The sequence below is a fragment of the Glaciimonas sp. OK215 genome (genome assembly GCF_057787885.1).
In genome coordinates this window covers 6,092,470-6,119,133 of the sequence record NZ_CM173544.1, presented here as the reverse complement: position 1 = coordinate 6,119,133, position 26,664 = coordinate 6,092,470, and the positions used below count along the sequence as shown (strand labels likewise).

Genomic DNA, 26,664 nt, shown 5'->3' with positions numbered 1-26,664 from the left:
AAAACTGCGCTATTCCAAAACACCGCAATGCGTATTTGAAAAACAGAGGAGAGAAGATGGTCCAGGAACGTATTCGGCGCCCGGACGGGAGGATGCGTAGCGAGCACGCCGATGCAGCGCTGGCCTAGTCAGGCATTGCCGTAAAGCGCCCGCGGGCGATCGTTCAGCGTCTCCGCCAGGATCCTCAACGCCACCACCAAATCTTCTCGCGACGCCGCGCTGGACAGATTGATGCGTACGCCGTGCTCACTTTCCGAACGGCCGACTGCAAATGCTGAAGCCGGCATCACGCTGACACCGCGCGCCTGTGCGTTCGCCGCGAAGTCATCGGCGCGCCAGGGGGCGGGCAAAATCAGCCAGATGAACATACATGCGGGGTCGCTGCTGATCTGCGCGCCTTCGAGCAGGCCACGCGCCAGGTCGTGGCGATATTTCAGTTCTTTGCGTTGCGCTGCCAGCAGTTGCGTAGTGATGCCATTCTCGATCCACTGCGAGGCGATCAGCATCGAAATTGGTGCCGGCATCCAGGCGGTGGTGCGCACCGCTTCGGCGGCAATCGCGGCGCGGTGCGGCGGCGTCGCCAGAAAGCCGAGGCGCAAGCCGGGGGCCAGCAGTTTTGAGGTCGATGAAATGTGATACGTGCGCTCAGGGCACAGGCTCGCCAGCGTCGGCAGACGCTGATCGACCAACGGACCGTAGACGTCGTCCTCGATGATCTGGACGTCGTGGCGGCGCGCAATTTCCACCAGCGCGGCGCGGCGCTCAAGGCTCATGGTGACGACAGTCGGATTCTGGAAATTCGGTACGGTAAAGATTGCCTTCACCTTGCGCGTTGCACACTCGTGCTCAAGCACTTCCGGCAACATGCCCTGAGCATCGCTGAGCACGCCAACGATCTCAAAATGGAACACCGGTGCCAGCGCCTTCAAACCGTAATAGGTCAATCGATCGGCCAGTATGACGCCGTCTATCCCCATCAAGCTATTCATCACCGCATACAGCCCATGTTGCGCGCCACTGGTCACTACAACATTGTCCGGATCCGGTGCATAGCCGGGCGCCGCCATCCATTTTGCGCCCGCGACCCTGGCCCAGAGCGGGCCTTGCGGCGGCTGGTATTCCTGCAATTCGATGAAGCGCGGGTCGTTCGGCAAAGCGGCCATGGTCAGCGCCAACTGGTTAAGAAAATCGCGCGTCGCCGGGCGGTTCACGGTCAGGTCAATCCCGTTGGAATGGGAAGGACGTGCTTCCGCCACATGCGGCATTGCGCCACCGGTCACCATCGAGCCGCGCCGCTTGCTGCCGATCACCAGGCCGCTCAACTGCAACTCGCGATAACTACGCGATACGGTCGAGACGTTGATACCCATTTCTTCGGCCAGCTGCCGCTGCGCAGGCAAGCAACTACCCGGCGGATAGACGCCGCTGCGGATATCGGCTTCCAGCTTGGTGGCCAGCTCCTGATAGGTAAACGTTTTGGCCAGTCCAGCCCTACGCGGGGGCGGTTCAAAATGACTGTCTTCGTGCTTGGGCAAGAGAATAGCTCCATACAAAAATAATTTGAATCGTACAAACACCCGCATTGTAACGCAGTCTCGTTCGGGGCTTGCTCGGGAAATCATCGGTTTTATTGCCGTTATGCAATAGTTTGTGAGCGCCGGAAGAGTCAAGAAAAATTATCTTGTAGCCACACAAAACTTATGTGAATATAGTATTGTAAATTTTTGTGTGGGTACTAAAATTATTTGTATCAAACAGAGCGGAACATGCTGAGGGCGGTCGTTGCAGAGTCAAATCTGACGCCGAATTACCGCCGCATCGCAGTCGAGGTATCCGTTTAACTCTGACCTTCATCCACCGGTGAGCACGTTATGGCAAAAGTAGCAGTTCTCGGCGCCGGCTTTATTGGGCTGTCCGCAGCGTATTGGCTGATGCGGGATGGTCATCTGGTCACCATTTACGATCCAGCCGGTGCCGCCGGTGGTGCGTCGTATGGGAATGCGGGTACCTTCGCCAACTATGCGTGCATCCCGGTGAACAACCCATCGGTATTTCGCGATCTGCCGCGCTTCCTGCTTTCGGCCGACAGTCCGTTTCGCCTGCGCTGGGGTTATTTGCCGCAATTGACGCCATGGCTGGCGCGTTTCCTGTTGAGCTCGACCAAGCGGCGCTATACCGCTTCTGCCACGGCGTTATCGGTACTGCTGGGCCGTGCCCACGACGGCTATCGTGAAATGATCGAGCAGGCGGACCTTGAGCAGTTCATTCGTCGCAGCGAATGTCTGTATCTGTATTCCGGGGAAGCCGCCTTCCGTGCATCGGAGCCAACCTTGGCGTTGCGGCGCTCGCTTGGCGTCGACTTCAACATCGTCAGCCGCGCAGAAGTCCAGCAACTCGAACCACAGTTGAGTCCGCTTTTTGAACGTGGTGTGCTGTTTCCCGGTTCGTGGTTTTTGTCTGATCCCGCGGCTTTTCTGAAAGCCCTGCAAGCCTGGTTGATGCAGTCGGGATTGCGCATGGAGAGCAGCGCCGTGCATACCCTCAAACCACAAGCCAATGGCGTGCTGCTGGAAACTGCCGCAGGCAGCGCGGCCCACGATTATGTCGCGGTCTGCGCCGGCGCCCATTCGCGCCCTTTCGCCAGCCAGTGCGGCGACCGCATTCCGCTGGATACCGAACGGGGCTATCACATCATGTATCCCGGCACCACCGGCTTGATCTCGCGCCCGGTCGGCTGGGCCGAGCGGGGCTTCTACATGACGCCGATGCAACAAGGCATACGCGTGGCGGGGACGGTTGAACTGGCCGGTTTGAATCCGCACAAACATCAGGGATTGCTGGAATTGCTGCAGTTTTCGTCGAAACGGGCACTCCCGGCGCTGACCACACCGACCGAGTCGTGGCTCGGTTTTCGACCGAGCTTACCCGACGGCCTCCCGGTGATGGGGCGTTCGCGCGCATCCGCACGCGTCATCTATGCGTTTGGCCACCAGCATATCGGCCTGACGCTGGGTGGGCTGAGCGGCGCCGTGGTCGCAGACCTGGTCGCCGGGCGGGCGTCGCCGTTTAACCTGGCGCCGTATGCGCCAGACCGTTTTAACTGAAGGCAGTAAATGTAAGTGGTTCCAAAATACAGATCTGAATTTAAGAAATGCAGTGGCTTGAATAGGATTTGTTATCTCAAAAACTGACCAGGAGATGGTAATGAAAAAGCAATATTTTCAACAAGCACTGACAAGCCTTGGCCTCACAGCGGTGCTCATGCCGGCGCTGTGTTTCGGCGCCGGAGAACAAGTCGTCAAAATCGGTTTGACCAGTCCGTTATCGGGCGCGCAGGCTCCGATCGGGAAGGACAACGAAAACGGTGCGCAAATGGCGATTGATAAGCTCAACCAGCAAGGACTGGTGATCGGCGGGTCAAAAGTCAAGTTCGAGCTACTCAGCGAAGACGATGCGGCCGATCCGAAAATCGGCGTACAGGTCGCCCAGAAGCTGGTTGATGCAGGCGTCAAGGCGGTGATCGGCCCCTACAACTCCGGCGTCGCGATGCCTGCTTCGAAAGTGTACAACGATGCGCAAATAGTGCTCGCTGTGATCGCCTCCAATCCGAAAATAACCACGCAAGGTTACCCCTATGTGTTCAGGGTGACGCCGACCGACAATGCCCTGGGCGGCACGATGGGCACTTACGCAGCAAAGGAAATTTCGCTGAAAAGAGTGGCGGTGATCGATGATCGCAGCGCCTATGGCGTCGGCGTTGCAGACGAGTTTATCAAGAAGGCCAAAGCCAACGGCATTGAAATCGTCGGACGCGATTACACCAATGACAAGGCCACCGATTTCAACGCCATCATTACTTCCATCAAGAGCAAGAAGCCCGACGGTATATTTTATGGCGGCATGTACAACCAGGGCTCTGGAATGAAGCGCCAGATGAAGCAATTGGGATTGAATGTGTACCTGATGGGGGGCGACGGCATCTGCAATGCCGAGATGGGAAAACTCGGCGGCGATGCGGTGGATGAGAAAGTGCTGTGCACGGTCGGCGGGATCATTCTTGACCAGAATCCACTCGGAAAGGACTTTTCCGCACGCTATGAAAAACGCTTCAGCCTGAAGCCGTTGATGTATTCGATCTCGTTCTATGACGGCGTGATGGTAGTTGCCGAGGCGATGAAAAAAGCCAATTCGGTAGACCCGAAAAAGTTTGCTCCGGCCATGGCTACCGTCAGCTACAAAGGTATTGCAGGAACCTATGAATTCGACAACAACAGGGATTTGAAGCATTCGCCGGTAACCGTCTATGACTTCAAAAATGGCACCCCGGTTCCTGTGAAGACTTATTGATTTCGAGTGGAGACACCGGACTTCTATCTTGAATTTTTTACTTGGCTTTTCAGCCGATCGGTTAAACGATCGGCTGTATTATTCAACCATCCACGGTTGTCGCCAGGGTAAATGATGCCGCCAGAACCAGCCGAAGCGCTGATATGCACAATTGGACATTCGAATCGTCCGCTGGATGAATTCATCAGCTTGCTGCGCAGCAACCATGTCACCCATCTTCTTGATGTGCGTAGCATGCCGCGTTCGCGCCACAATCCGCAGTTCAACCAGGATGCGCTACCGGATTGCTTACGTGCAGTCGGCATCCGCTACAGCCATCTGCCAGGGCTGGGAGGGCTGCGTCATACGCATGCGGGCTCTCCCAACGCAGGCTGGCGCAATTTGTCGTTCCGCGGCTATGCCGATTACATGCAAACTGCGGAATTCGCCGCCGGCGTCGAGCAGGTGGTCGCGCTCTCGCGGCTGCAGCGTTGCGCATTGATGTGTGCGGAAGCGGTGCCGTGGCGTTGCCACCGGTCCCTGATCGCCGATGCGCTCACTGTGCGCGGGATAGAGGTGGAAGACATCATCGGTGCAGGTGGCCGCAAAGTCCATGTATTGACGCCATGGGCGCGGGTGGACGGTCTTCAGATTACTTATCCGCCGCAGGCTGACGCGCCCGCTGCATGATTAGATTTGGTTCAGCGCATGGACGGCCCATTATTTCATGGCATGAATGCGTTTGGACAGCGCCGGTACCAGTTGTTGCTGAAACCAGGGATGGCGCTTGAACCAGGGTTGATTACGCGGCGATGGGTGAGGTAGCGGAATGTATTCTGGTCCGTACTCAGTCCAGGCTCTGACCGTCTCCGTCAGCGACGACTTGCAGCGCGGCCCCAGAAACCGGCGCTGCGCATACTGACCGATCAGCAGCGTCAATTGAATCTGCGGCAACCTGGCCAGCAGCTGGTCCAGCCACAATTCGGCGCACTCGCGACGTGGCGGCAGATCACCGCCATTGCCGCGCCCCGGATAACAATACCCCATCGGAATGATGGCGATCTGCGACGCATCGTAGAAAACATCCTTGTCCACGCCCATCCAGCTGCGCAGACGTTCCCCGCTCGGGTCATCCCACGGAATGCCGGTCGTGTGCACGCGCAGGCCGGGTGCCTGTCCCACGATCAGAATGCGCGCCGTTTCCGCGGCGCGCAGCAGCGGACGCGGACCAAGCGGCAGCTGCGCCTCGCAGGCCCGGCAAGCGCGCACGGCATCCAGCAGCGCTTCCAGGGTGGCGTAGCCGGCTGCGGGCGAAGTCACCGCCGCCTCTCGTATTGGAATGGCCGGGCGGGCCGGATCTGAAACGCAAAGCGCGGCCGCAGTCCTGACGTTGTTCCGTTCAATCATGATTTTCCTCGTCCATTTCTGTGCATAAGCGTGTAACGCAAAGGTTGCGTGGCGGTATTTTCGCTGCGGCGTCGTCAAACCCAAAAAGCAGCGGTCAGCCTCAAATATATCGCAATATGATATATTTCTGCCTTTGACTAAATACAGATACGTACGGATGCACAAGCAATCCGGACTGAATAAGCCGTGTGATGGAATCTCTTAACTTGAATCATGCCAGGGACTGGCTACGTGCATTCGTGCCAATGCCGATCGTCGCCAGCAAGCGCGAAAAGTTTTACGGCTGCCTTGGCGCCCTGGTCGGATTGTTTTTTGCCGAATGGATTTGCCGGGTAAGCCTGGGCGGCTTCAACATCTGGTTCATCGCGCCAATGGGCGCCTCGGCCGTGCTCCTGTTCGCCGTGCCATCCAGTCCCCTGGCCCAGCCCTGGGCGCTGATTGGCGGCAATCTTTTTTCTGCGTTGATCGGCGTCATGTGCGCCCGCTGGATAGATAACCCGGGTCTTGCCGCCGGCGTTGCCGCAGCCCTGGCCATCGGCGCCATGTTTACGTTCCGCTGCATTCATCCGCCCAGCGGCGCGGTGGCGCTGACTGCCGTGTTGGGCGGCCCGGCGATCAAGGCAATGGGATTTCACTTTGTCCTGTTACCGGTCGCCGTGAATTCGGTGGCGTTGTTGCTGGTTGCCTTGCTATTCAACAACTTGCTGCACCGCAACTATCCGCATCGCGCGCTAGACCACAGCAATCGACATCTCACCAAAGACCTGCTGCCGAGCGAGCGAGTCGGATTCAACCACGCCGATCTGGAACAGGTTTTGAAGGAAAGGGGCCAGTTGCTGGATATCAATCCGGATGACCTTGAGGAAATCCTGGTGCAGGCAGAACTCCACGCGCACCGCCGCCGCTTCGGGGATATCCGTTGCGCCGACATCATGGCCAGGGATGTGGTATCCGCTCAGCCGACCACGCGGCTGGATCAGGCCTGGGTCCTGCTGGCGCAGCACAAGGTCAAGGCGCTGCCGGTAGTCGACGCGCATGGAGAACTGGTCGGCATCGTTTCATTGCATGATTTCTTCGTCAACCGCCACGGACCGGATGCACTCATCACGGCGCCCGTACGCAACGGGGCGTTGTGCGTCAAAGATGTCATGACACGCCATGTCATCAGCGCGCGCCCCGAACAGCCCATCGTGGAACTGGTCAGCCGTTTCTCGGACGGGGGCCTGCATCATTTGCCGGTGATCGATGCACAACGGCATATCGTTGGAATGGTCACGCAATCGGATCTGGTCGCTGCCTTGTTCCGCTCGCAGCTGGAACGACCCGACGAAGACAGTACGGCCAGAAGGCGTAAGTCTGCCGAGACGGTCTTCTAAACAAATCTCATGGAAACAGCCTATACGTCCGCCCATTGCCGCAACAGGTTGTGATAATGACCGGTAAGCGCGACGACTTCTTCGCAATCCCCGAGCCTGGCTCTCAGGCTACTGATGTTCTGGTCCAGTTCAAACAGCATGTTGCGCCGCCAGTCGTCCCGGATCATGCTTTGCGTCCAGAAAAAGGAGCATATCCGTACGCCGCGGCTTACCGGCTCGACGCGATGGAGGCTGGTCGCCGGATACAGGATCAGGTCGCCTGCGGGCAACTTTACTTCGTGGGTGCCGTAGGTGTCGACCACCACCAATTCACCGCCTCCGTATTCGTCCGGATCGGACAAAAACAGCGTGGATGAAATATCCGTGCGCAAATTCATGTGCGTTGTCGGCATGCCCCTGATTGCGCCATCGACATGCAAACCGTAATGTTCGCCGCCTGCGTAGGAATTGAACAGCGGAGGAACGGTGCGTTGCGGTAACGCTGCGGAGAAAAACAGCGGGCTCCTGGCAATTGCCTGCAGAATGATCTTGCCCAACGCGATGCCGAGCGGTGAGGACTCCGATAACTGCCGGTTCTTTTTGACGCGCGCCCCCTGATCTCCGACCGTGGCTGCGCCGTCGATCCAATCCGCCTGCTCCAGCTTCTGCCGGATCTTCCTGACTTCGTCACGCGACAGAACATCCGGTACGTGTAGCATCATGCTTATTCTCCCTAACGCAAAAACCCTCCGGTCAGGGGCGCAATAAAACCCGTCCGTGGGCTGCTGTTTACTCCTCCCGTGGCATCTTTAGCCATCTTCAAAACCTGAGATTGGCAGTCAACGCCACCGCGCGTGGCGTGCCCGGCGTATAGCGATACCCGCTCTTGTTGATCGCGGCAACATAAGCCTTGTCCGCCAGGTTATAAAGATTCAGTTGCAAGTCCAGATTTTTGTTCACCTTATAAGCGGCCATCGCATCGAATACCCAATAAGAGTTGGCATACTTAGGCGTACCAACCGCACTGTCTACTCCTCTTAACAATGCGTCGACGAAGCGCGCACCGGCGCCGATCGTCCAGCCGGACGGCGTTTTGTAGGTGGTCCACGAGGTAAATGCCTGTTTCGGCGTGTAGGCCAGATTGTTTTCGCCGCTCGCCGTGGTGGTCGCGCCACTGATCACCTCGGTGTTCATGATGGTGTAGCCTGCGCTGACTGCCCATGCCCTGGTGATGTCGCCGGTCACACCGAGTTCGATACCCTGAACCTGTTTTTTGCCGGTCTGGAAGTATTCCCCGCTGGTCGGATCTTTCTCCACATCATTCTCGACTTGCGTACGAAAAACGGCCGCGGTGAGTGCCAGCCTTTTATTCAGCAGATCCCACTTCGTCCCGATTTCGGCGGTCCTGGTTCTTTGCGGCGCGTATGCCGGATTTCCCGCATTGCCTTCCGGACTGCTGCTGTTGCTGGCGGCGCTCAGGGAGAAATTGGCGCCTCCCGGTGGTTGCTGCGACGTCGCGTACAGCGCATACACGCTGCTATAGTCGGTCGGCTTGTAGACGGCAGCCAATTTCCAGTTGAACAGATTGCCGGAACTGTTCACGTGCGCCGTCGACATTTCATTTGCAGCCAGTCCAAGCGAAGCACAGGTCGGGCGTCTCCTCGATCCGCAGAAGAAGCTATCTGCGAAATCGGTCTTGTAGTGATCGACACGCAAGCCGCCGCTGATTTGCCACTGCTGGTTGAGCTTGAGCGTATCGAACAGATAGGCCGACGCGGTGTCGGTTTTGCCATCGGTGCCAGTGCCGTTCCTGGTCAGGCTGAACCCGGGCGTGGCGGCATCCGGATTGGGATTGTACAAGTTTGCAGCGGGTAAATCGCCTGTTTCCAGGTACCCAATGGTCGCCTGCTTTTCTTGCGTAAATTCGACGCCGCCGACCATCGTATGCGTCATCCCGCCGGTCGCAAATTTTGCCGTGATATTGGTCTGATTCGTCAGCATTTCATTGGTCTGATCTTTGCGCGTCGGAATACTGCGTTCCAGCGTCCAGGTCGACGGATCCGATGCGACCGGCGTCAGCAAGCCTGTCTTGCTTCCCATGAAAGATGTCAGCAAATAATCCTGTGCTGTTTTTGCGTAGCGCGTCGTATTCTGCAACTTGATCTCCGGGGAGAAATCGTGTTCGACTCTGGCTGTCAGCATGTCCGATCTGACCTTGTCGAAGTCCGTTTTCAAGCCGTAGAAATTCTTCGGGTCGACCCGTGCTGCACCTGTGATAAACGGGCGCGCCGGGTCCGGACTCGTGTAGCCGGGCAGACCGATGGTCGGCACGCCGCCATCAGGCACATTGTCCTGGTCGACATGCAGATAATCCAGATAAATGCGGGTGGGGCTGTTCAAGCCGTAGACGAATGACGGGGCGATGCCGTAACGCTTGTTTTCCACTTCACGGCGTCCCGGCGCGCCGCTGTCCTGCTTCACCAGGTCGAGACGGAATGCCATGCCGTTCGCTTTGTCGATGACCTTGTTCCAGTCTGCAGTGACGCGTTTTTGACTGCCGCTGCCGACGGTCAGCGACGATAAAAACCCGTCCACCAGGTCAGGTTGGATGGTAACCAGATTGAAGGATCCGGTCGGCGACCCGCGGCCGTTGTCGGTGCCGGCCGGCCCTTTCAGCACCTCCACCTGGGAAATGTTGAACATGTCGCGCGAGACCGATCCCAGGTCGCGCACGTTGTCGACGAAGATGCTGCTGGAACTATCGAAGCCGCGCATGTAGAGCGCATCGCCGGTGTTGGTACTGCCGTTTTCTCCGAGGAAAAAGGTCCCGACGCCCGGCGTGTTGCGCAGCGCTTCAGTCAGGGTCGTTGCGCCTTGCTGGTCGATTAATTCCTTTTTGATGACGGTGATGGTTTGCGGGGTATCCACCAGGGGCTGGGTATATTTCGGCGAAGAAGCCTGTTCCGCCTTGTACGCATTTTCTTGCGGCGCGGTGACATTGATACGCGGCAACGTCTTCTCTTCTGCGTGACCGATGGCAGGAACGATTAACGCGGTCGCCAATGCCGCGGCCATCGTAGGATTGAAACGGGATTGCGCATGCTTGCGACTTTTGATGTGTGTCATTGACCGGCTCCTGGTGCTGATGGAACTGGCTGGCGACTCAGGCACACAGACGATTGCTGCGCACGATTTTGCTGGCTAGATATGAAGGAAAGATCGGAAGGAAAGATCGAACTCGTTTTAAGTTACAACAAATGGTAACAGGAATCATTCCTATTAATCCATAAGTGTTAGTTGTAAGAATAGGAAATCATGATCGCGTCGGTTCAAGATGATCGTAGCCGCGCCACCGATAGAAAAAAATCGACGCGATCCAGCTGAGAATGAAAAACCCGATGATGGCGTAACCGAGGTTGCCGAAATTTTCCGTTACGGAACCGATGGCATTCCAGAACTTTCCTTCCAGGGCCATTTTTTCGCCAATCAGGCCAAGCACCTCGAGACTGCCGATCGCCAGGGCGACGATCACGGACACCAGCGTCAGCGTCATGTTGTAATACAGTTTGCGCACAGGTTTGACGAAGGCCCAGCCATAAACCCCCAGCATCAGCGTGCTATCCAGCGTATCGACCAGCGACATTGCGGCAGTAAACAACACCGGGAAAACCATGATCGACCAGATCGGAACGCCATTCGATGCCTGGGTGGCTGAAATGCCCAACAGGCCGATTTCCGTGGCCGTATCGAATCCCAGACCAAACAGAAAACCCAGCGGATACATATGCCGGCTACGGGTAATCAAGGCAAACATCGGGCGAAATATTCTTGCCAGCAAACCTCTGCCATTCAACAGAAGATCAACATCTTCCTCGACGTAAGCTCCGCCTTGGCGGACGTGCCGGAAGACCTTGTAAATCGCGCGAAACACCAGCAGATTCAGGACGCCGATCAAGATCAGGAAGAAGGCCGAGACCAGCGTGCCGACGATGCCGCCGATCAGCTTGAATTCTTCCATCCGGCCGGTCAGCGCCGACGCCGTCGCTGCAATCGCAATCGATGCCAGCAGAACGACGGTTGAATGCCCCAATGAAAAAAACAAGCCGACCGCGACGGGACGCTGGCCATCCTGCATTAATTTGCGCGTGACGTTGTCAATGGCAGCGATGTGGTCCGCATCCACCGCATGACGCAAGCCGAAACTGTAGGCCAGAAATGCGCTGCCGAGCAAGATCGGATGGCCATGAAAAGCGATCACGGCCCATGCCCACGCCAGAATATTGAACGCCAGCAAGAAACCGTAGATGCCAAAAATTTTGGCGCGTAACTTGCTGTCGATCCTGCTAAAGACAGTCTTCAAAGTTGTGAGCATCGATTTAATTTATTTAATTTCTAAAAACTAGCCGCTATCCGCCGACTAACCCATCTTTTCCAAAGCCTGCAGCAACGGCAAAGCGGCATCGGCGATCCGGTCGATACTGGCTTCGCGCAACCGGGTCAGATCGACCGCAACAGCATCCGCCAATCCCGCCCATGCCAGCAGTGCGCGCAAGGCCGCGGGCGTATCGAACATGCCATGCAGGTAGCTTCCCAGCACCTGCTCATCGGGCGAGCGCGCGCCCTCTGCGCGCCCATCGATGTAAAACGCCGGCCGCTCCAGCGCCGCACCGGATGAGGTCCCCATATGAATCTCATATCCGCTCACGCCGGCGTCGGCAAAGGCACAGCGCCCGCTGACCTGGGCCAGCCGCTTGTCGCGCGTCATGTCAGTCGCCATGTCGAGCAATCCCAGGCCATCGGCAACGCCCGCAGCCCCTTCCACGCCATGCAGGTCAGCCACGCTGTTGCCGAGCATCTGGAAGCCGCCGCAGATGCCGATCACCTTGCCGCCATAGCGCAGATGCCGCTGCAAGGCCTCCGGCCATCCTTGCGCCTTCAGCCACACCAGGTCGCCACGCGTATTTTTGCTGCCCGGCAGGATGATCAGGTCCGCGCCGGGAATCGGCTGGCCGCTACCGATAAAGCGCAGGTCGACCTGCGGATGCGCGCGCAGCGCGTCGAAGTCGGTGTGATTGCTGATGCGCGGGAATAGCGGCACGACTACCCGAAACGCGCCCCGGCCGTTTTGTTCGGATTGAATGGCATCTTCCGCGTCCAGCGTCAGGCCGTGCAAATACGGCAGCACTGCCAGTACCGGCTTGCCGGTGCGCTGCTCCAGCCAGTCCAGTCCGCCCTGCAGCAAACCGATGTCGCCGCGAAAGCGGTTGATGACGAAACCGATCACGCGCGCGCGTTCGCTTTCGGACAGGCAATCGAGCGTGCCGACGATGTGGGCGAACACGCCGCCGCGATCGATATCGGCGACCAGAACGACCGCGCAGTCGACCGCCTCGGCAAACCCCATGTTGGCGATGTCGCGTGCCCGCAAGTTGATCTCGGCCGGGCTGCCGGCACCTTCGACGATGATGGCGTCGTACTGCACGGCCAGCCGTTGATACGACGCCAGCACAGCCTGCATCGCGGTGGTTTTATATTGGTGATAATCACGCGCGTTCATGTCGGCCCGCACCTGGCCATGGACCACGACCTGCGCGCCGATGTCGCTGGAAGGCTTCAGCAAAATCGGATTCATGTCGCTGTGCGCTTGCAGTCCCGCCGCCAGCGCCTGCAAGGCCTGACCACGGCCGATTTCACCGCCGTCGACCGTCACGGCGCTGTTATTTGCCATGTTCTGCGGCTTGAAAGGCACCACTTTTACGCCCCGGCGCGCCAGCAAACGACACAGCGCCGCGACCAGCGTAGTCTTCCCGGCGTCCGACGTGGTGCCCTGGATCATCAAGGTCTTGTAGGGGAAATTCATTGGCTATCCAGTCTGCGGCTACGCACTTCATCCAGCTTCTCGGGCGCATCGCCGTGCCATTCGGCCAAGGCCTGTTGCAGGCGCTGCCAGCCGGTTTCATCCGGCGGCAAACCAAGCCGGATGCCGCCTGCACCGCGGGTAAATAACCTGACCCAGATCGCCCGTGCCGCCATGTGCTGCAGGAATGCTTCGGCACGCGGTTCGGCCCACCACTGGTACAGCGCGCTGCCGCTGCTGCCGATATTGTTCTGCGCCAACAGCGCGTGCAGGCGCTGCCCTTGCTGCAGCAACTGCTGGCGCATCATCTGTTGCCAGTTCACATCGGTCAGCGCGGCATGCCCGATCGCCTGCGCCGGGCCGCTCACCGACCATGGTCCCAATTGGTCGGCGAGTCTGGATAACAGCGCCTTTTCTGCCGCCACAAAGCCCAGGCGCAAGCCTGCCAGGCCAAAGAATTTTCCCACCGAACGGAGGACGATCAGACCCGGCCTATCGGCCCATGGCGCGACGCTCAGCGCCGGCGTGGTGTCGGCGAAAGCCTCATCGACGATCAGCCAGCCGCCACGCGCGGCAAGCTGCCCGGCCCATTCCAGCAACAGCGCGACCGCAACGCGCGCACCGGTCGGATTATTCGGATTGCACACCACCATGACGTCGCAGTCGGCCACCGCAAATGCCAGCTCCGCATAAGCAACCTCGCGCACCGCATGGCCCACGCGGGCCCAGCAATGCGCATGCTCCGCATACGCCGGTGCCGCCACCGCCACCCGGGCCAGCGGGCGCAGGCATGGCAAAGCCTGGATCGCCGCCTGCGTGCCGGCCACCGACAGCATCGCAGGCGCCCCGTAATACCGCGCTGCTGCAACTGCCAGCCCGCTGTGATCTTCGGGCAAGCGATGCCACGCATCCGCCGCCAGAGCCGGGACCGGGTACGGCTGCGGGTTGATCCCGGTGGAGAGGTCAAGCCACTCGCTGCGCGGCCGCCCGAAGCGGGCGATGGCCGCGTGCAGATTGCCGCCGTGCTCAAGCATGTTTATCCTTTGACATAAATAATAATTGCGCAAACCGACAGCAGCATCAGCCATAACAGCGCGCTGCGCAGCACCAGTTGCCATGCACGCTGGATGTCGGCGGCGCAGGCCTCGGTGCCGCTGCCAAGCGGCGGCCGGATTTCGAGCACGCCGTCGTAGCTGGCCGCCCCGCCCAACGCCAGGCCCAGCGCACCGGCACCGGCGGACATCACCGGGCCGGCGTTCGGACTCGGCCAGGTGGGTGCCTGCGCGCGCCAGCATTGGAGCGCCAGACGGGTCTGGCCCAGCAGCGCATACGACCAGGCAGTCAGTCTTGCCGGTATCCAGTTAAGCGCGTCGTCAACACGTGCGGCGACCCGCCCGAACAGGTTGTAGCGGGCGGTCCGGTAGCCCCACATCGCATCCAGGGTATTCACCAGCCGGAACAGCAACGCGCCCGCTCCGCCGGCGACGACAAACCAGAACAGCGTGCCGAACACGGCATCGTTGCCGTTTTCCAGCAAGGACTCCACCGCGGCCTTGGACAAATCGGCCGGCTTGGCGTGTGCGGTATCGCGACTGACGATGCGGGAGGTCAGATGACGAGCCGCAGGCAAATCGCCGGCAGCGATGGCCTGCGCAATCGGCACCGTGTGGTCGCGCAAACTGCGCAAACCGATGCAGAAATACAGCAAGACCGCATGTGCGGTCAGCGCGGCCATGGCCGGCAGGGCGTGCAAGGCCAGCGCGGTTGCCAGCACCGGCGGCAGCACCGCCAGCATCCATGCCAGTGCGCCGCGCCCGATTTGCCGGACAGGCGGTGGCCGATTCAGGCGCCGCTCCAGCAAGCCGGCGAGCCGCCCGAAACCGACCAGCGGATGCCAGCGCCGCGTCTCGCCCAGCAACAGGTCCAGCGCCACCCCGGCCAGCGCCAGCAAGGCGATCGCCGTCATGCTCAGGCCGCTCAGCATGTCGTGTCTTTCAGCATCAGCGGCAAACCGGCGGCGACGAATACGGCGCGTTCGCAGCCGGCGGCCACGGCCTGGTTCAGCCGCCCCGCCTCATCGACAAACCAGCGCGATATCGCACCATACGGCACGATCCCCATCCCGACCTCATTCGAGACCATGATGACGTCGCCCGCTGCGTCGGCCAGCGCGTGCAGGAATGCTGCACGCTGTTGATGGAACAGTTGCGGCGGGATAATCTTGCCGATCTCCGGATAATTTTTTTCCTCTGAAAACAGCAGATTCGATAACCACACCGTCAGGCAATCGATCAACAGCACTCGATCCGGCGCACTCCATTCGGCAATGGCGGCGCCAAGCATCAGCGGCTGCTCCACGGTCTGCCAGCCGGCAGGGCGTTGCGCCCGGTGCAACGCTATGCGCGCCTGCATTTCGCTATCGCCCTCGGCGGCCGTGGCGATGTAAATCACTTCGCGTTGCGTCGCTGCGGCAAGCCGCTCTGCATGGCTGCTTTTGCCGGAGCGGGCGCCGCCCAGCACCAGCGTGCGTATGGTCTTGCCCTCAGTTTTGCTATCCATGATGGTTGTCCTCAGGGGGCAGCTTGGTCGCTACCTCGATATCGTCACGCCAGCCGTTCTCGGAAACCAGATCCTGCAGGCGCTGGCGGCTGGCCCACCCTTCCTGTTCCAGCATCGGCCGCGGATAGAACGCGGCGACATGACCGAGGCAGAGGATTGCCACCGGTTTGGCATCTGCCGGGATCTGCAGAAGGCTGCTTAACGCCGCCGGATCGAACAACGACACCCAGCCCATGCCGATCCCTTCGGCGCGCGCCGCCAGCCAGATATTCTGAATTGCACAGGAGACCGAACTGAGGTCCATCTCCGGCAGCGTGCGGCGCCCGAATACATGGCGGTCGCGACGCCCCATCAATGCCACCACCAGCAACTCGCCGCACTCGCGCACGCCCTCGACCTTGAGGCGCATGAATTCGTCTTCGCGTTGCTCCAGCGCGCGTGCGGTCTCGACGCGCTCCTGTTCAACCAGCGCATGAATTTTCAGCCGCAAGGCCGCATCGGTGATGCGGATGAAACGCCAGGGCTGCATGAAGCCGACACTGGGCGCCAGGTGCGCGGCCTGCAGCAGACGCTGCAACAGGGCAGGATCAAGCGGCTCCGGCAAAAAGTGGCGCATATCGCGCCGTTCTGCAATCGCCTTGTAGACGGCCGCAATCTCGGCATCATTGAATCGGTTCATGGCAGGAACAGCCGGGCGGCTGCGGTGGGATTGGAGGGGAAATAGCAATGCAGATAACTGGCCGTGATACGGCCCCGCTGAAATATTTTTTCTCCGGCGGAGGTGTTGTAGAGCCGCTCGCCGCTGGCAATCGGCGTCATCCCGGTGTCGATCAGCGAATGATGAAAAGTATGCGCCCGCAGTACGCCGCCCGGCAGCGGCGCAGACTGGTATCCCAAGCCCTGCAGGCGCGTTTGCATGACCGCATGGCCGGGCAACAGGCCGCTCATGGCGGCGCGCTGCCCGGCTTTATCGGTCAGCGATTCCAGCAGATACAGCATGCCGCCGCATTCGGCGAAGATCGGCTTGTTGCGTGCATGGTGCTGCAGCAGCGCGGCCTTCATGGGCTGGTTGTCCTGCAATGTTTGCAGATGCAGCTCGGGATAACCGCCGGGCAAATACAGGCTATCGACTTCGGGCAAGGCGCTGGCGCTGAGCGGCGAGAAGAAATGCAGTTCTGCGCCCAGCGCCCGCAGGCAATCCAGATTGGCAGGATACAGAAAAGAGAATGCGGCATCCCGGGCGACGCCTATCCTGACACCGGAAAGTAACTGCGGCGGCGGTGGCAGCGCCGGGCCCTGGCTAGTCTGAAAGGCCACGGTGGCGGGCAGTTGCGTCAGTCCGGTTTGCCCGATGGCTGCAGCGGCCTGATCGATACGGGCGTCCAGATCGCTCACTTCCGCTGCCTGCACCAATCCCAGATGACGCTCCGGCAGCGCGTATTGCGCAGCGCGCGGCAGGGCGCCGAAGTAGCGGATGTTGAAACCGGGCCGCAGGCCTTCCTGCAGCATCTCGGCATGGCGTGTGCTCGCCACCGAATTGGCCAGCACGCCGGCAAACGGCAAACCCGGGCGGTAATGCGCCAGCCCATACGCCAACGCGCCGAAGGTCTGTGCCATGCCGCCGGCATCGATCACCGCCAGCACCGGCACGCCGAGCAGGGCGGCCAGATCGGCGCTGCTCGGTTGACCATCGAACAAACCCATCACGCCCTCGATCAGGATCAGATCGGCATCCTGGGCAGCGTCATACACCATCTGGCGGCAGGCCTCGGCACCCGCCAGCCACAAGTCCAGCTGATAGGCCGGATGCTCGCCACCGGCGGCACGCGCCAACAGCATCGGGTCGAGGAAATCGGGCCCGCTCTTGAACACCCGCACCCGCATTCCGCGCGCGGCGTGATGCCGCGCCAGCGCCGCCGTCACGGTTGTTTTTCCGTGATGCGATGCGGGGGCGCTGATGAACAGCGCGGGTACGTGGCGGGGCTCAGGCATTAGTCTGCTCACTCTTCAATCTGTTGAAACATGCTCAGAACTCGACGCCTTTTTGCGCCTTGATCCCCTGCGTCTGATACGGGTGCTTGAGAGGGCGGAATTCGGTCACCAGATCGGCGGCCTCGATCAACGCATCTGGAGCGTGACGACCGGTGACCACAATGTGCAACATCTCGCGGCGGCCGGCAAAGGCCTGCAGCACTTCCGCCAATTCCAGATACTGATAGCGCAGCACGATATTCAGTTCGTCCAGAATCACCATGTCGTAGGAAGGATCCTGGATCATCCGCAGCGCTTCGGCCCAGCCGGTGGCGGCGGTTTGCATGTCGGCGTTGCGGTCCTGCGTGTCCCAGGTATAGCCTGCGCCGACCACATGAAAATCGCAGTTTTCATGGCTACCCAGAATGTTGCGCTCGGCACTCTCAAGTGCGCCCTTGATGAACTGCACCACGCCCAGTTTCATGCCATGCCCGAGTATCCGCATGCCCATGCCGAACGCCGCCGTCGATTTTCCCTTGCCGGTGCCGGTGTTGACGATCAGCAGGCCTTTTTCCTTTTGCGCGGCGGCTTTCTTTTTCTCGAAGCCTTCTTTATGGCGCTGGGTCATGCGTTTGTGTGATGCTTCGTCGGTTTTCATGTCGATCTCCATTTTTGGGATTATTTCCAGAGCGTTCCGCTCAGGTCGGACAGCATGGCCGCCACTTGCGCGCGGCGCAGGTGATAGCCGATAAACACCAGCTCGGATTGGCGCGCCGCCGGCTTGCCCTGATCGACGCTGGCGCTGACGCGGGTGCGCACGCCTTGCAGCAGCACGGCATGCGCCGCATCGCTGCTGCCGATAAAGCCTTTGCAGCGCAATACGGGCGCTGCGCGGGCGACTTCCGTCAGCGCCGTTTTCAGCCGCTCGACCGATTGCCGGCCGGCGCTGCGCAGGGTGAACGACATCCAGCCCGGGTCTTGCTCGTGAAAGTGTTTGTGGGTGGCGAGGCCGTGGCTGTGGGCGGCCAGACCGGAATGCGCGTGACCGTTCAGCCGGTTTTGATCCGGCAACACGGCGGCATCCGGTCCCGGCATGCGCGCCGCCGGCGAATACACCGGTACATAAGTATGGTTGTGCGCCAGTTCTTTGGCCTGATGCAGGCGCAGGCCCAGCGCCAGACGGATGTCGAGCCGGGCTTGATAGGCCAATTCCAGGAAACGCACATTCGGGGCGCGCTCGCGCACCCGCGCTTCCGCCAGCAACAGCGCGTCGTCGTCCAGCGCGTCGATCTTGTTGAGCACCACCACATCGGCATATTCCAGCTGCTGCTCAAACAAGCTGGCAATCGAGGTCGCCGCCGCATCCGCGCCGGGTTCAAATGCATCGGCCAGCAACAGCGGCGTATCGACCACCGCCAGCGTCGCATCCAGCACGAACGCAGCCACCAGCTCCGGCCCCTGCAGCAATTCCATCACTGCGGTCGGCAACGCCAGGCCGGACGTTTCGATCAGCACGTGATCGACGCTGGCGCGGCGCGCGGCAATCGCCAGCATGGCCGGGATGAAGTGCGCATCGTCGCCATACGCGATCAGGCCGTGCGGGAAGTCGTGGATCCGGATGTGATCATGCCCGGCGGCAACATCGCGCAGCAGCGCGCCATCGACGGCCACTTCGCCGAATTCGTTGATCAGCAACGCCAGCCGGCGGCTCTGACGGCGCTGGACCAGGCCGCTCAGCAGCGTGGTTTTTCCGGAGCCGAGAAAGCCGGTGACGATGGTGACCGGTATCGGCTGCATCATGCCGACGCCCACTGCCGGAGTTGCGCCCGCACCGCGTCGAAGGTCGACACCACCAGCGGATAATTCATCGGCGGGCGCTGCACCACCAGCATCGGAATGCCTAGTGCGGCGGCGGCATCCGCCTTGGCCTGATAGCCGCCGGCAGCGCCGGAATCCTTGGTGACGATGCAGTCGATGTTCCAGTCGCGCCACAAGGCCTGATTGAAGTCCTTCGAAAACGGTCCCTGCATCGCGCATAAATGGCTGCGCGGCAGGCCGAGATCCAGCGCGCGCTGGATGAATTCCGGTTCAGGGGTGACGCGGGCGAACCATTGATATGCATTGGCGTTGGGCGTCTGCAAAAAGCTGCCCAGATCCTTGGAGCCGGTCGCCAGAAAAATCCGCTTGCCGCTCGCCATCGCGCGTTCGGCGGCTTCGGCCATGCTGGCGCACATCTGGCTACCGCCAGTCGCCATCGCGCTCGGCCGTTCATAGCGGACATAGGGAATCCCCAATTCCTGCGACAGGCCCATGAGCTGTTCGGAGATGATGTTGGCATACGGATGCGTGGCATCCACCAATACCCGGGCGCGGCTTCTTACCAGCGCCTGGCGCCGCGCTTCCACGCCCTGGCGTCCGGCCCAGACGCTCAGGCCCGGACAATCCTGCAGGGCGACTGCGCCACCGTATTCGGTCGCGGCGGAAACCACTACCGGCTTGCCATCGGCCGCCAGCATCTTTGCCAGCGCGTTGCCGTCGCCGGTGCCGGAAAACACCCAGGTCGCCTGTTCCGGGAAGTCCGCGCTGCTATCGGTGGCGAGCAGCGCGGCCGTCTCCGGCGCATGCCAGTCGTTGTACCCGCGCGGCGTAAACATCTGATCGCGCTTGCGCTGGGTGAAGCGATTGCCGATGACGATCGTGGTCAGCATGTCGAACTTCAGCGTGGGCAACTGTTCCAGGCGATAGATGGCGACTTCCTGCCCGGGCCGATACGCATTCTTGACGACGCCGCACAGTGTCCCGGGGGACTTCGACTCCAGCATCAGATTCAGGATCCGGTACACGCCTTCCTGACGGCCTGCGCTCTGCACGTTGTACAGCACACAAGCCAGATCGGCCTGCGCAATGTGGCGGGCGCGCTGCTCGATCCAGTCCCACGGACACAGCAAGTCCGACAAACTCAGCGTGGCGAAGTCATGCGACAGCGGCGAGCCCAACAACGATGCGCAGGCGTTCGCGGACGTTATTCCGGGGATGACATTGACGCTGAAAGTATCGTCTTCGCGGATTTCGTCATAGGCCAGTGCCGCCATCGCATAGATGCCGATGTCGCCGCTCGAAATCAGCGCCACCGTGGCGCCGGCGCGGGCCTTCTCGATCGCCAGCAACGCGCGCTCGCGCTCCTGGGTCAGCGGCGGGGTGTGGATTTCCTTGCCGGCGATCCAGGGCGCGATCCAGCGCAGATACAATTCATAGGCCACGATCACGCTGCTCTCGCGCAATGCCTTTTCGGCACGCGGTACGATCAGGTCGGCAAAGCCGGGTCCGACCGATACCAGATTCAATACGCCACTCATATTTCCTGCTCCTGCACATTCGTTGTATTCAACATATCTTCCACTATCGCCACCGCCACGCCATTGACCGCCGTCTTCGGCACGATCAGCGCACCGCGCGGCGAGGCGATCAGCGCACAAGGCTCGCACACGCCATCCAGTCCGACGTTCTGACGGACCCATGCAGACGGTTGCGAGACCCAGGGCCGGGCCGCGACCGTCGCGTGGGAAAACACGCGCAAGGGCAGCGCATGCTGCCGGCAAAATGCCAGCAAGCCCGGCTCGTCGGCCTTCAGGTCGACGGTAGCGATCTCTCTTACTTCAGCCAGATTCCTCTCTCCCAGCGCGGCCAGCACGGCGGCGCCGATCTGCTCGGCGGACACGCCCTTGCGGCAGCCGATCCCGAGTACCAGCGGTTTGAGCGCCTCGGTCGCGGTGGTGATCACCGGCACCGCGCCGATCGCCGCCGCCGCCCGGTAGGCCAGCTGATTGGCGCCGCCTTCGTGTCCAGCCAGCAGCGCTATCGCGAAACGTCCGGCTTCATCCATCGCGACCAGTGCCGGATCGCTGTGTTTGTCCTGTGGCAAGCCTTCCAGAAAGCGCACGGCGATGCCGGTGGCCCCCAGCAGCAGCCACTGACGGTGCTGCCGATAGTTCAGCCCGAACTGCTGTTTCTGGCTTGCCGTCGGACTATCTATAGCGGTCAGCCATGGCCGATAGCAAGTGCCGCCCAGCCGGGATTGCAGCAACGCACCCAGCGCCTCGGCCTCGGCGCGCACCAGCCAGATTCCCAATGACAAATCGGTTGGCTTATTCACAGGCAACCTGCTTTTTTTTCACCTTCTTCACGACCCGGAACAGATGCGTGAATTCCTTCGAGTACAGACTGGACTCGACCTGCTGCCCGCGCTCCAGCGCCGCTCCCACCAGCATCATCGTGGTCAGGTTCCAGCTGCCGCGCTTGGTCTCGGCCAGTACGGTTGCCAGCGTGCCTTCATAGATCTTCTGTTCCGGCCAGGTGGCGCGATACACCAGCTTGACCGGCGTTTCGCCGGGATAATGCAGGCGCAGATCGGTGACGATCTTTTTCAGATGCGGACCGGACAGGAAAATGCACATCGTGGCACGGTGTTCGGCCAGCCTGGCGATCGCTTCCGCCTCCGGCACCGCAGAGGCGCGGCCGGAGACGCGCGTCAGGATCACGGTTTGCGATACTTCCGGCTTGGTCAGTTCGGCTTGTACCATCGCGGCCGCGGCGGTAAACGACGACACACCCGGCACGATTTCATAGGCGATGCCCAGCGCTTCCAGGCGCCGCATCTGTTCGGCAGTGGCGCCGTAAATGGCCGGGTCGCCTGAATGCAGACGCGCCACATCGCAATCGCTTTGCTGCGCCCGCAGGTAGCAGGCCTGTTGCTGTTCCAGATCCAGCGTGGCGGTGTCGATCAGCTCGGCATCCGCACGGCAGTGCTGCAGCATCGCGGTCGGCACCAGCGAGCCTGCGTACAGCACCATGCCCACGCGTCCCAGCAGATTGGCGCCGCGCAATGTGATCAGGTCGGGTGCGCCGGGACCGGCGCCGATGAAATAAACCTTCATGCTTATCTTTTCTCTCTTGGTGTTTTGCGTATCAGCAGCGTCGCCAGGTAACCCATCGCTTCGGTGGCCGACAGCGTCGTCACGTCGGCCGCCAGCAGCTCGCCGGCGAGGCCGATGCGGCGGGCAAAGGCGCAGTGTTCGGCGATCCCCATTTCGCGCAGCAAGGCCAGCACCCACGGCAGGCGCGCACCGACCTTCATCAGCACCACGACGTCATGGCTTTCAATCTCCCGGCGCAGCTCCGCGGCATCTTCGGGACACGGCAAAATCAGCGTGCGCTCCTTGCCTTCGCCCAGCGGCCAGTCGAGCGCCGCTGCGGCTGCGGCATAGCTGGTGATGCCGGGGAAGGTGCGGTGCGGCAATTGCGGCAGCCGCGTCAGCAAAGCGGCGAGCACATACCCGTAAGTCGAATAGGTCATGGTGTCGCCGATGGTCAGGTAAGCCACATTCCGGCCCGCCGCCAGTTCGATGGCGATGGCATCCGCCAGCTGCGCGTAATGTTCGCTCAGCACGCTGCGATCCGGGTCCATGTTGAATGCGATTTCGCGCAGGCGTTCCGATCCCGGTGTCAGTCCCAGATCAATCCCGGCCAGACATTGCAGCGCCACCGACGTGTCGGCGCTGCGCGCCCGTGGTGCGTAAATCAGGTCGGCTTGCTGCAAGGCCGCCAGCGCCGCCAGCGGCAAATAACCGGCCGGCCCCGGGCCGACGCCAACGCCCCAGAAGGTGCCGACGCCGTCAGTTGTTTTGATATCAGTCATGCGTTCTGTCCCAGCGAATTACCATGCAAATCAAACAGGCGGACTTCCACCCGGTCCACCGCCGGCACCCGTGCCTGTGCCAGCGCCGCGATCCGTTGTTCGATGTCAGTCCAAAGTGCTTGCGCATCGCCTGCATTCATTTCGTTCTTCAATTGTTCCATTGCCGCCTCCACTGTATTCGCGTTCGCCATTTTTTCTACCAGCGCCGCGGGATAACCGCGCTGCGCCGCCACCCTCGCCACAGCGCCCATGGCCATGTTGCTTTTGCTGGAATGGGTATCCCATACGCCATCCAGCACCTTGGCCAGCTTGCCCGGATGTCCGGCCAGCCATAACAGCGGCAAGCGGCGGCCCTGCTCTGCCAGTGCGGTCTGGGTGAAGTCCAGCGAGTCGCCCAGAAAATTGGCGATCTGCACCGAACGCTTGTCCGGCAGCCCCAGCACGTCCCTGGCAAACTCGCGCCCGATCTTGCCCGGCAGATACGCCACGCTGTCGGCATCGCCCGCGAGCGCCACCCGCACATACACTTCAATCGACGCGATCCACGACGCCATCGACATCGGTTCGACGATCCCGGAGGTCCCCAGAATCGAAATGCCGCCGACTATGCCCAGACGCGGATTGAACGTCTTGCGGGCGATCTCGGCGCCATTTTCGCAGCCTATGGTCAGATCGAACCCAGGATCGGCAGCGCCTTGCAGTTGTGCGGCCACGGCCTGCCGCATCATGTTGCGCGGCACCGGGTTAATGGCCGGCTCGCCCACCGCCACCCGCAAGCCGGGCTGGGTCGCGGTGCCGACACCCGCGCCGGCAAAAAACCGGACTACGCCAAGCGCATTCCGGCGGACTTCGGCAAAGATGGTCGCGCCGTGTGTGCTGTCGGGATCGTCGCCGCCGTCCTTCAATACTTCCGCACGAACTGTAAGTGCCACAGCCGGTCCCTGCCAGCACACGCGCATGATCGGCACCACCAGATAATGCACGCCGTCCGGCAACAGCACTTCCGCTTCCTGCACCTGTTCGGCATGCAGCAACAGCCGCAAGGCCGCCGTCACTGCCGCCGTTGCGCAACTGCCGGTCGTGCGCCCGCGCCGCAGGCCGTTCGGTGCCAGCACGCAGAGATCGTACTCGGCGCGCTCAGGCTCGATGTGTATGTCAGGCGGGCACATACCCGGCAAGCTGGTTTTGCGCGTCGATCATGAGCCCGTTGACCACGCTCGCGGCCCATGGCGATCCGCCGCGCGTGCCGCTGTTGGTAATCCGCGGCACTTGCAGGCAGCGGCGCAGATCGTCCTTGCTTTCGCGGGTCCCGACAAACCCGACCGGCAGGCCGATCACCAGCTGCGGCCGCCAGCCGTGTTCGCGAATCAGGCGCGTGGCTTCCATGATGGCGGTGGGCGCATCGCCGATCGCCAGCACGATGTCATTGCCGAACTTTTCAAAAGCGCGCCGCATGCCGGCAGCCGAACGCGTGATGCCTTGCGCGCCGGACATCAGATGGGTCTCGCGATCATGCACGCCGCACCAGGTTTCGATGCCAAGCTGCTCCAGCAAGGCGCGTTTCAAACCGGTTTGCACCATGGTCACATCGGTGACGATGCGCTTGCAGCGCAGCAGGGCGCGGATGCCGGTTTCGACTGCGCCCGGCGACAGATAAATATCGTCGACCGCATGAAAATCGCCGCTGGTGTGCACCAGGCGTTGCAGCACCGTCAGATGCGCGGCGGGAAATACCGACCAGTCGCGCCCGGCGGCGATGATGCGGAAACTCTCGGCTTCAATCGGATGCGGTTCGTAGGGCAGTATCCGCGTGGCCGGGGTTTCAGTTGAATTTGCCGCCGCCTCTTTTTCCAGCAAGCCGCGCACCGCTATGTGATGGGCGCGCTGCGGTTCGCCGACCTGCTCTTCGAAGCCGACGATCTGCACCCGATATTTGCACAATGTGCAGTTCATATCGGCGCGCCCGGCCACCGCCTCGCGCGCCCGTTCGATGATGACGTCGGCCACGTGCGGGTGCGCCCCGAAATAACCGGCTTTGATGATTTCCAGCCCGGCCTCGCGCTGCTGCAGATCGTCGGCGGCGGCATAAATCCGTTTCACCAGGACGCCGTCGAACAGGAAGAACGGGAGCACCAGCAGGCGTGCGAAACCCAGCTGGGCAGCGGCGCGCAAGCCATCCGCGACCAGCGGCCTGGCAGTCCCCGAATAGCACACCACGGCACTGCCGAAACCCATGCCTTCTTCCAGCATGCGCGCAAGTTTGGCGACTTCGCCATTCGCATCGGGATCGCTGGTGCCGCGCCCGACCAGTACCAGGCAGGTGTCGGCGCGGCGGATGGTGTGCGGCGATGCGGCTTCGGCGGCGACGATGCGTTCCTGCGCCAATTGCAATAGTTGAGGATGCAGATTCAGCGCTGCGCCGAAATGAAAATCGATGGCGGGATGTTCGCGTGCCATTGCCAGCACCTCGGCCGGCATGTCGTTCTTGGCGTGACGCGCGGCCAGCAGCACCGCGGGCACGACCGCTAGCTGTTTGCTGCCGGCGGCCAGATTGGCGCTGACGGCCTGGCTGATGGTCGGACTGGAAAATTCCAGATAGCCATGCGTGACCACCTGTTGCGGCACACGCGCACGGACCAGCTCGACCAGCGCCTCGAATTCACGCACGGCGTCCGGGTCGCGGCTGCCGTGACCGGCAATCACGATGCCGTAATCCGGCAGCGGGGAAGGCAGGTTCGACGGATTCACTTGACCTCCGCTGCCGCTTCGATCTGGCTAGCCATCGGTGCCAGCGTCCGTATCAACATGATGCTCATGTCGCTAAACTCCTTATGCGCGCATTCCGCCAGCGTGCCGTGCCATTCGGCCTCGGCGCGCGTCAGGTTTTCCCAGACTTCGGTCGGATGATCCGGAGCAACCCCCTGCTCCAGCAGATAGGCCGCGATATGCGGCGGCATGAACGAGCGCGCGGCATCCCAGGGACAGGGAATCACGATGGCATTGCGCGCATCGTTGAGTACATGCACCAGATGCCGCTTGAACGGCGTCAGGTCGCCGCGGCGATGGAAGGTAATGAACGTGGTTTCGTCAAAGCAGACCTTGGCACGCGAGGCCAGGATCTGCGCCGACGAAATCCCGGGCAAGGTCTCGACCGGATGGCCGCAGGCGCGCTCGACCCGCTCCAGGTATTGAAAACCGCTAAAGTGAATATCCCCCATGAACACCACCACGCAGCGCTTGCCTTCATGATGGGCCCTGGCCACCAGATCCAGCTGGGCGACCTGATCGCGGTAATTCATCAACACGACTTCGGCAGTCGCTGGAATGATGCTTTGGACGACGTTGACGACTGCGTCAAACCCCGCCACGACGTCAGCCGCGCGAATCAATTCCGCGCCGCGCTGCGTGAGGTAACCAATGTCGCCGGGACCGGCGCCGATACAGATGATCATTTTGGACTTTCTATTGCGCTGAATAATTTAAAACATTGTTGA

24 protein-coding genes are annotated in these 26,664 nt (G+C 61.1%); 4 read left to right on the top strand and 20 right to left on the bottom strand.

From position 1 onward, the window contains the following. Positions 1 to 128: 128 nt before the first annotated feature. Positions 129 to 1,535: an aminotransferase-like domain-containing protein gene (locus AC3CHX_RS28265; RefSeq protein ID WP_488631249.1), complete on the bottom strand. Its 1,407-nt coding sequence runs from the start codon at positions 1,533 to 1,535 to the stop codon at positions 129 to 131. Between the two features lie 336 nt (positions 1,536 to 1,871). Between AC3CHX_RS28265 and AC3CHX_RS28260 the strand changes: the two genes are divergently transcribed. The 3 genes from AC3CHX_RS28260 to AC3CHX_RS28250 all read left to right on the top strand — a co-directional run bounded on the left by AC3CHX_RS28260 (position 1,872) and on the right by AC3CHX_RS28250 (position 5,016). Next, positions 1,872 to 3,104: an NAD(P)/FAD-dependent oxidoreductase gene (locus tag AC3CHX_RS28260; RefSeq protein ID WP_488631248.1), complete on the top strand. Its 1,233-nt coding sequence runs from the start codon at positions 1,872 to 1,874 to the stop codon at positions 3,102 to 3,104. 100 nt (positions 3,105 to 3,204) lie between these two features. Continuing rightward, entirely contained in the window at positions 3,205 to 4,347 is a 1,143-nt protein-coding gene (locus AC3CHX_RS28255; RefSeq protein WP_488631247.1) for a branched-chain amino acid ABC transporter substrate-binding protein, read from the top strand. Between the two features lie 111 nt (positions 4,348 to 4,458). Beyond that, positions 4,459 to 5,016 (top strand): DUF488 domain-containing protein, encoded by a 558-nt coding sequence (locus tag AC3CHX_RS28250; protein ID WP_488631246.1) that lies wholly within the window; start codon positions 4,459 to 4,461, stop codon positions 5,014 to 5,016. A 30-nt stretch (positions 5,017 to 5,046) separates the two neighbouring features. Here the strand turns inward: AC3CHX_RS28250 and AC3CHX_RS28245 are convergent, their stop codons facing one another. Next, entirely contained in the window at positions 5,047 to 5,733 is a 687-nt protein-coding gene (locus tag AC3CHX_RS28245) for a uracil-DNA glycosylase family protein (RefSeq protein ID WP_488631245.1), read from the bottom strand. 191 nt (positions 5,734 to 5,924) lie between these two features. Between AC3CHX_RS28245 and AC3CHX_RS28240 the strand changes: the two genes are divergently transcribed. Then, the gene (locus tag AC3CHX_RS28240; protein WP_488631244.1) at positions 5,925 to 7,109 is read left to right on the top strand and encodes an HPP family protein; all 1,185 of its coding nucleotides are present in this window, start codon (positions 5,925 to 5,927) and stop codon (positions 7,107 to 7,109) included. 20 nt (positions 7,110 to 7,129) lie between these two features. Here AC3CHX_RS28240 and AC3CHX_RS28235 read toward each other — a convergent pair whose 3' ends face one another. The 18 genes from AC3CHX_RS28235 to AC3CHX_RS28150 all read right to left on the bottom strand — a co-directional run bounded on the left by AC3CHX_RS28235 (position 7,130) and on the right by AC3CHX_RS28150 (position 26,646). Beyond that, complete coding sequence (locus AC3CHX_RS28235) at positions 7,130 to 7,810, bottom strand: Fe2+-dependent dioxygenase (protein ID WP_488631243.1); 681 nt, start codon at positions 7,808 to 7,810, stop codon at positions 7,130 to 7,132. 97 nt (positions 7,811 to 7,907) lie between these two features. Continuing rightward, a complete protein-coding gene (locus AC3CHX_RS28230) occupies positions 7,908 to 10,214 on the bottom strand; it encodes a catecholate siderophore receptor Fiu (protein WP_488631242.1) in 2,307 nt (768 codons plus the stop codon). Between the two features lie 187 nt (positions 10,215 to 10,401). Next, positions 10,402 to 11,460, bottom strand: coding sequence for a HoxN/HupN/NixA family nickel/cobalt transporter (locus AC3CHX_RS28225; RefSeq protein WP_488631241.1), 1,059 nt, complete (start codon positions 11,458 to 11,460; stop codon positions 10,402 to 10,404). A 45-nt stretch (positions 11,461 to 11,505) separates the two neighbouring features. Next, a complete protein-coding gene (locus AC3CHX_RS28220) occupies positions 11,506 to 12,948 on the bottom strand; it encodes a cobyric acid synthase (RefSeq protein ID WP_488631240.1) in 1,443 nt (480 codons plus the stop codon). Continuing rightward, positions 12,945 to 13,979, bottom strand: coding sequence for a threonine-phosphate decarboxylase CobD (gene cobD / locus AC3CHX_RS28215; protein WP_488631239.1), 1,035 nt, complete (start codon positions 13,977 to 13,979; stop codon positions 12,945 to 12,947). Before cobD ends, AC3CHX_RS28220 begins: the two co-directional genes overlap by 4 nt. 2 nt (positions 13,980 to 13,981) lie before the next feature. Further along, a complete protein-coding gene (gene cbiB / locus AC3CHX_RS28210; RefSeq protein ID WP_488631238.1) occupies positions 13,982 to 14,929 on the bottom strand; it encodes an adenosylcobinamide-phosphate synthase CbiB in 948 nt (315 codons plus the stop codon). After that, positions 14,923 to 15,504, bottom strand: coding sequence for a bifunctional adenosylcobinamide kinase/adenosylcobinamide-phosphate guanylyltransferase (gene cobU, locus AC3CHX_RS28205; protein ID WP_488631237.1), 582 nt, complete (start codon positions 15,502 to 15,504; stop codon positions 14,923 to 14,925). The genes cbiB and cobU overlap by 7 nt, the downstream gene beginning before the upstream one ends. Then, a complete protein-coding gene (gene bluB, locus AC3CHX_RS28200) occupies positions 15,497 to 16,183 on the bottom strand; it encodes a 5,6-dimethylbenzimidazole synthase (protein WP_488631236.1) in 687 nt (228 codons plus the stop codon). Before bluB ends, cobU begins: the two co-directional genes overlap by 8 nt. Beyond that, positions 16,180 to 17,496 carry a cobyrinic acid a,c-diamide synthase CobB gene (locus AC3CHX_RS28195; protein ID WP_488631235.1) on the bottom strand — a complete coding sequence of 439 codons (1,317 nt, stop codon included), beginning with the start codon at positions 17,494 to 17,496 and terminating at the stop codon, positions 16,180 to 16,182. The genes bluB and AC3CHX_RS28195 overlap by 4 nt, the downstream gene beginning before the upstream one ends. 34 nt (positions 17,497 to 17,530) lie before the next feature. Next, a complete protein-coding gene (cobO, locus tag AC3CHX_RS28190) occupies positions 17,531 to 18,133 on the bottom strand; it encodes a cob(I)yrinic acid a,c-diamide adenosyltransferase (RefSeq protein ID WP_488631234.1) in 603 nt (200 codons plus the stop codon). Positions 18,134 to 18,153: 20 nt separating this feature from the next. Beyond that, positions 18,154 to 19,275, bottom strand: coding sequence for a CobW family GTP-binding protein (locus tag AC3CHX_RS28185; protein ID WP_488631233.1), 1,122 nt, complete (start codon positions 19,273 to 19,275; stop codon positions 18,154 to 18,156). Next, complete coding sequence (cobJ, locus tag AC3CHX_RS28180) at positions 19,272 to 20,831, bottom strand: precorrin-3B C(17)-methyltransferase (protein ID WP_488631232.1); 1,560 nt, start codon at positions 20,829 to 20,831, stop codon at positions 19,272 to 19,274. Before cobJ ends, AC3CHX_RS28185 begins: the two co-directional genes overlap by 4 nt. Continuing rightward, complete coding sequence (locus tag AC3CHX_RS28175) at positions 20,828 to 21,628, bottom strand: cobalamin biosynthesis protein (protein WP_488631231.1); 801 nt, start codon at positions 21,626 to 21,628, stop codon at positions 20,828 to 20,830. Before AC3CHX_RS28175 ends, cobJ begins: the two co-directional genes overlap by 4 nt. Then, positions 21,621 to 22,409 (bottom strand): precorrin-4 C(11)-methyltransferase, encoded by a 789-nt coding sequence (gene cobM, locus AC3CHX_RS28170; RefSeq protein WP_488631230.1) that lies wholly within the window; start codon positions 22,407 to 22,409, stop codon positions 21,621 to 21,623. The genes AC3CHX_RS28175 and cobM overlap by 8 nt, the downstream gene beginning before the upstream one ends. A gap of 2 nt (positions 22,410 to 22,411) precedes the next feature. Continuing rightward, positions 22,412 to 23,170 carry a precorrin-2 C(20)-methyltransferase gene (gene cobI, locus AC3CHX_RS28165; RefSeq protein ID WP_488631229.1) on the bottom strand — a complete coding sequence of 253 codons (759 nt, stop codon included), beginning with the start codon at positions 23,168 to 23,170 and terminating at the stop codon, positions 22,412 to 22,414. Beyond that, positions 23,167 to 24,339: a cobalt-precorrin-5B (C(1))-methyltransferase CbiD gene (gene cbiD, locus AC3CHX_RS28160; protein WP_488631228.1), complete on the bottom strand. Its 1,173-nt coding sequence runs from the start codon at positions 24,337 to 24,339 to the stop codon at positions 23,167 to 23,169. Before cbiD ends, cobI begins: the two co-directional genes overlap by 4 nt. Beyond that, positions 24,326 to 25,918, bottom strand: a complete 1,593-nt coding sequence (locus AC3CHX_RS28155; RefSeq protein WP_488631227.1) for a precorrin-8X methylmutase — start codon at positions 25,916 to 25,918, stop codon at positions 24,326 to 24,328. Before AC3CHX_RS28155 ends, cbiD begins: the two co-directional genes overlap by 14 nt. After that, positions 25,915 to 26,646, bottom strand: a complete 732-nt coding sequence (locus tag AC3CHX_RS28150; RefSeq protein WP_488644959.1) for a cobalt-precorrin-7 (C(5))-methyltransferase — start codon at positions 26,644 to 26,646, stop codon at positions 25,915 to 25,917. Before AC3CHX_RS28150 ends, AC3CHX_RS28155 begins: the two co-directional genes overlap by 4 nt. Positions 26,647 to 26,664 lie beyond the last annotated feature (18 nt).